We start from the raw sequence: 3,846 nt of genomic DNA, 5'->3' as shown, positions 1-3,846 counted from the left end.
GCTGCATGCCGGGCGGCGGCACGTAGCCGGAACGCCACCAGCCGGGCTGACGGGGTCCGGGAGGGGGCCCATACCAGCCGGGGCGCGGACGCGGCGCATAGCCTTCCCAGCGGTAGCGATCCGCGTACCATGGCTGGTTCACATAATAGGGCCGGCCCACATAATACTGGTTCCAGTATTGCGAGGCGGCGAACGCGACCACGGGCACGCCGACAGCCGCAAGGCCCCAATCGGGAAGCACGGCGGTGCGGCCCTGCTGCTCGAATCCGAGATATTCGCTGTAGACCCAGCCGCGGTAATCCTGCCAGACCACGTCGCACCAGGATTCATCCTGAAGGCAGCCCTCGATTTCGAGCGGCGAGCCTTCGGGGATCACTCCCAGGCTGGGAAATTCGGTGTCCGGACCGGTCCGGATGTTGACGTTGGCGGTGGAATAGCCAGGCGCCGCCTGGGCGGACACCATCCCTGCCATCGCCACGCCGGCGACCCAGCCGGCCAGTTTGAGCACCCTCATGGATCACTCCCATTCGACTCGAGGAGAGCCGATACGCTCAGTTTATGTACGCCCTCGTGGCGTTTCATGTGCCAAGGCGCGACCATTCCTAAGCGGCACAAAGGCGCAATTACGTCAGGAGATGGTAAACGGAACGATGTCCCGCACGTTCTCGTCGATGCGGATCTCCCGATCCAGCGGCGGAAAGGCCCGTAGGTCGCAATCGCGCCGTGGGCAGATGCGGCAGGAGACCCCCAGCTTCGCCACCGGCGCGGCCTTGAGGTCCAGCCCGTCCGCATAGACGATGTCGTGGGCGAAGGCGACCTCGCAGCCGAGCCCGAACGCATAGGCGCGCGCGGGCTGGCCGTGGCGCAGCGAGGGGCTCGTGACTGCGCGGGCAAGGCAGATGTAGCGTGCCCCGTCCGGCATCTCCCCCACCTGCACCAGGGTGCGCCCCGGCATCTCGAACGCCTCATGCACGTTCCAGGCGGCGCAGGCGCCGCCATGGCGGGCGAACTGGAACCGCGTCGCCGAATGGCGCTTGGTGATGTTGCCGGCCCGGTCCACCTTGGCAAAGTAGAACGGCACCCCCTTCGCGCCCGGCCGCTGGAGCGTGGACAGGCGATGGCACACCTGCTCCAGGCTGGCGCCGGTCTCCAGCACCAGGCGGTCGAGGTCGTGCCGCAGCCGCCGGGCGAGGTCGTGGAAACGGCGGTAGGGCAGCATGAGCGCGCCGGCGAAATAGTTGTGCAGCGCCAGCCGGCAGATTTCCGCCGCGGTCTGGCTGCGGAACGCGCCGGAGGCGACCGTATCCTCCACCAGCGCGCCATGCTCCAGCTGGGCGATGGTGGCGGCGATGCGGAAGGCCCGCGTCGGCGCCGACAGCACGCCCGAGAGAACCAGCCGCCTCTGGCGCGGATCGAAGCGCGACAGGGGTGCATCCGGGTCCGCCGGCCCCACCTCCACCTGCACATTGTGCCGGCGCGCGAGATGGGCTGCGAAGGCGGCGGACGGCTCCGCCCCCTCCAGGATGCCGAGCGAGGCGGCCGCGTTCTCCGCGGCGCGGTCGAGGGGGTCCACGTAATTGTCGATATAGTGGAAGAAGTCGCGGACCTCCTCGTAGGGGATCAGCTTGGCCTCGTCCGCCCCCGGCGCGACGCCGGCGGTGAGCATGTCGTCGAGGGAGGCGCGCCATTCCGCCGTGCGCCTGAGCGCCACGTGCATGCGCAGGAAGGCATGGGCGAAGGCGGGGGAGAGATTGGCCACCGCCTTCACGTCCTGAAGGCCGAGATCGAGGTCCTTGAACAGCGGATCGGCGGCGGTCTCGCGCAGGTCCGCCACCAGCCGGTCGAGGTCCTCCGCGCCGAAGGAGGTGATGTCCACCGCGAAGGTGCGCGAGATGGCGATGAGGACCGAGGCGGTCAGCGGCCTCTGGTTGCTTTCGATCTGGTTGATGTAGGACGGCGACACGGCGAGGCGCTGGGCCAGCTCGCTCTGCCTGAGCCCCAGCTTTTCCCGCAGCCGCCGGACCGCATGGCCGGCATAGACCTTCTGACGCATGGGCGGCCCCGACTTCGGGATTGCTAATTCTTCACAATAAGCAACGTGAATTTTTCACATATTCCCAACGCCTGCAACTCCTGTTAGCCGACAGCAGCGTACGGGGGCAGAGGCAGCGCAAAGCTTGGGCTTTCGCGCCCTTTCAACCCTCGCTAGTCTCGATTTCACAAACACGGTTCCAAGCACCGCACCTGGGGAGCGCTCGGCATGAAGGACATCCTCGAAGAGCTCGAAAGCCGGCGTTCCGTTGCCCGGCTCGGCGGCGGCGCACGGCGCATCGAAGCCCAGCATGCCCGCGGCAAGCTCACCGCCCGCGAGCGCATCGAGCTGCTGCTCGACCGCGGCACTTTCGAGGAATACGATACCTTCGTGCAGCATCGCTGCGTGGACTTCGGCATGGCCGACCAGAAGATCCCAGGCGACGGCGTCGTCACCGGCTGGGGCACGGTCAACGGCCGCAAGGTGTTCGTCTTCGCCAAGGACTTCACCGTGTTCGGCGGCTCCCTCTCCGAGGAGCACGCGCGCAAGATCACCAAGATCCAGGACATGGCGCTGAAGACCCGCGCGCCCATCATCGGCCTGTTCGATGCCGGCGGCGCGCGAATCCAGGAAGGCGTAGCAGCGCTAGGCGGTTACGGCGAAGTCTTCAAGCGGAACGTGATCGCTTCCGGCGTCATTCCGCAGATCTCGCTGATCATGGGCCCGTGCGCCGGCGGCGACGTCTACTCCCCCGCCATGACCGACTTCATCTTCATGGTGCGCGACACGTCCTACATGTTCGTGACCGGCCCGGAGGTGGTGAAGACCGTCACCAACGAGACCGTCACCTCCGAGGAGCTGGGCGGCGCCAAGGTGCACACCACCAAGTCCTCGGTGGCGGACGGCTCCTACGAGAACGACGTGGAGATGCTGCTGGAAACCCGGCGGCTGATCGACTTCCTGCCCGCCAACAATCAGGAAGGGGTGCCGGAATGGCCCTCCTTCGACGATCCGGGCCGCTACGACGAGAGCCTCGACACCCTGGTCCCGGACAATCCCAACAAGCCCTACGACATCAAGGAACTGATCCTGAAGGTCGTGGACGAAGGCGACTTCTTCGAGATCCAGGCCGCCTACGCCCGCAACATCGTCACCGGCTTCGGCCGGATCGAGGGGCGCACGGTGGGCTTCGTCGCCAACCAGCCGATGGTGCTCGCGGGCGTGCTGGACAGTGACGCCTCCCGCAAGGCGGCGCGCTTCGTGCGCTTCTGCGACGCCTTCGAGATCCCCATCGTGACCTTCGTGGACGTGCCCGGCTTCCTGCCCGGCACGGCGCAGGAATATGGCGGCCTTATCAAGCATGGCGCCAAGCTGCTGTTCGCCTATTCGCAGGCCACCGTGCCGCTGGTCACCGTCATCACCCGCAAGGCCTTCGGCGGCGCCTATGACGTGATGGCCTCCAAGCATGTGGGCGCGGACGTGAACTATGCCTGGCCCACCGCCCAGATCGCGGTGATGGGCGCCAAGGGCGCGGTGGAGATCATCTTCCGGGCCGACATGGGCGACCCGGACAAGATCGCCGCGCAGACCAAGAATTACGAGGAACGCTTCCTCTCGCCCTTCGTGGCGGCGGAGCGGGGCTATGTGGATGAGGTGATCATGCCGCATTCGACGCGCCGGCGCCTCGCCCGCGCGCTCGCCATGCTGCGCACCAAGAAGCTCGAGCAGCCCTCGCGCAAGCACGACAACATGCCGGTGTGAGGCGAAAGCCCATCCGGGCGGTGCGCCCTCGGGGCAGCGCCCCCTCCCAACCC

The 3,846-nt window shown here is 67.0% G+C and carries 3 protein-coding genes; 1 reads left to right on the top strand and 2 read right to left on the bottom strand.

The genetic code is table 11. From position 1 onward, the window contains the following. A partial coding sequence (locus K9U40_RS22235) for an SH3 domain-containing protein (RefSeq protein ID WP_282892285.1) occupies nucleotides 1-514 on the bottom strand: 514 nt, incomplete at its 3' end. A gap of 114 nt (nucleotides 515-628) precedes the next feature. After that, nucleotides 629-2,053, bottom strand: a complete 1,425-nt coding sequence (locus tag K9U40_RS22230) for a helix-turn-helix domain-containing protein (protein WP_282892284.1) — start codon at nucleotides 2,051-2,053, stop codon at nucleotides 629-631. 207 nt (nucleotides 2,054-2,260) lie between these two features. Between K9U40_RS22230 and K9U40_RS22225 the strand changes: the two genes are divergently transcribed. Next, entirely contained in the window at nucleotides 2,261-3,793 is a 1,533-nt protein-coding gene (locus K9U40_RS22225) for an acyl-CoA carboxylase subunit beta (protein ID WP_282892283.1), read from the top strand. The last annotated feature ends 53 nt before the right edge of the window (nucleotides 3,794-3,846 follow it).

The organism is Xanthobacter autotrophicus, assembly GCF_030015065.1.
Lineage (GTDB): Bacteria > Pseudomonadota > Alphaproteobacteria > Rhizobiales > Xanthobacteraceae > Xanthobacter > Xanthobacter autotrophicus_D.
Note: the sequence above shows the minus strand (reverse complement) of the source record. Positions and strands in the feature narration are given on the sequence as shown.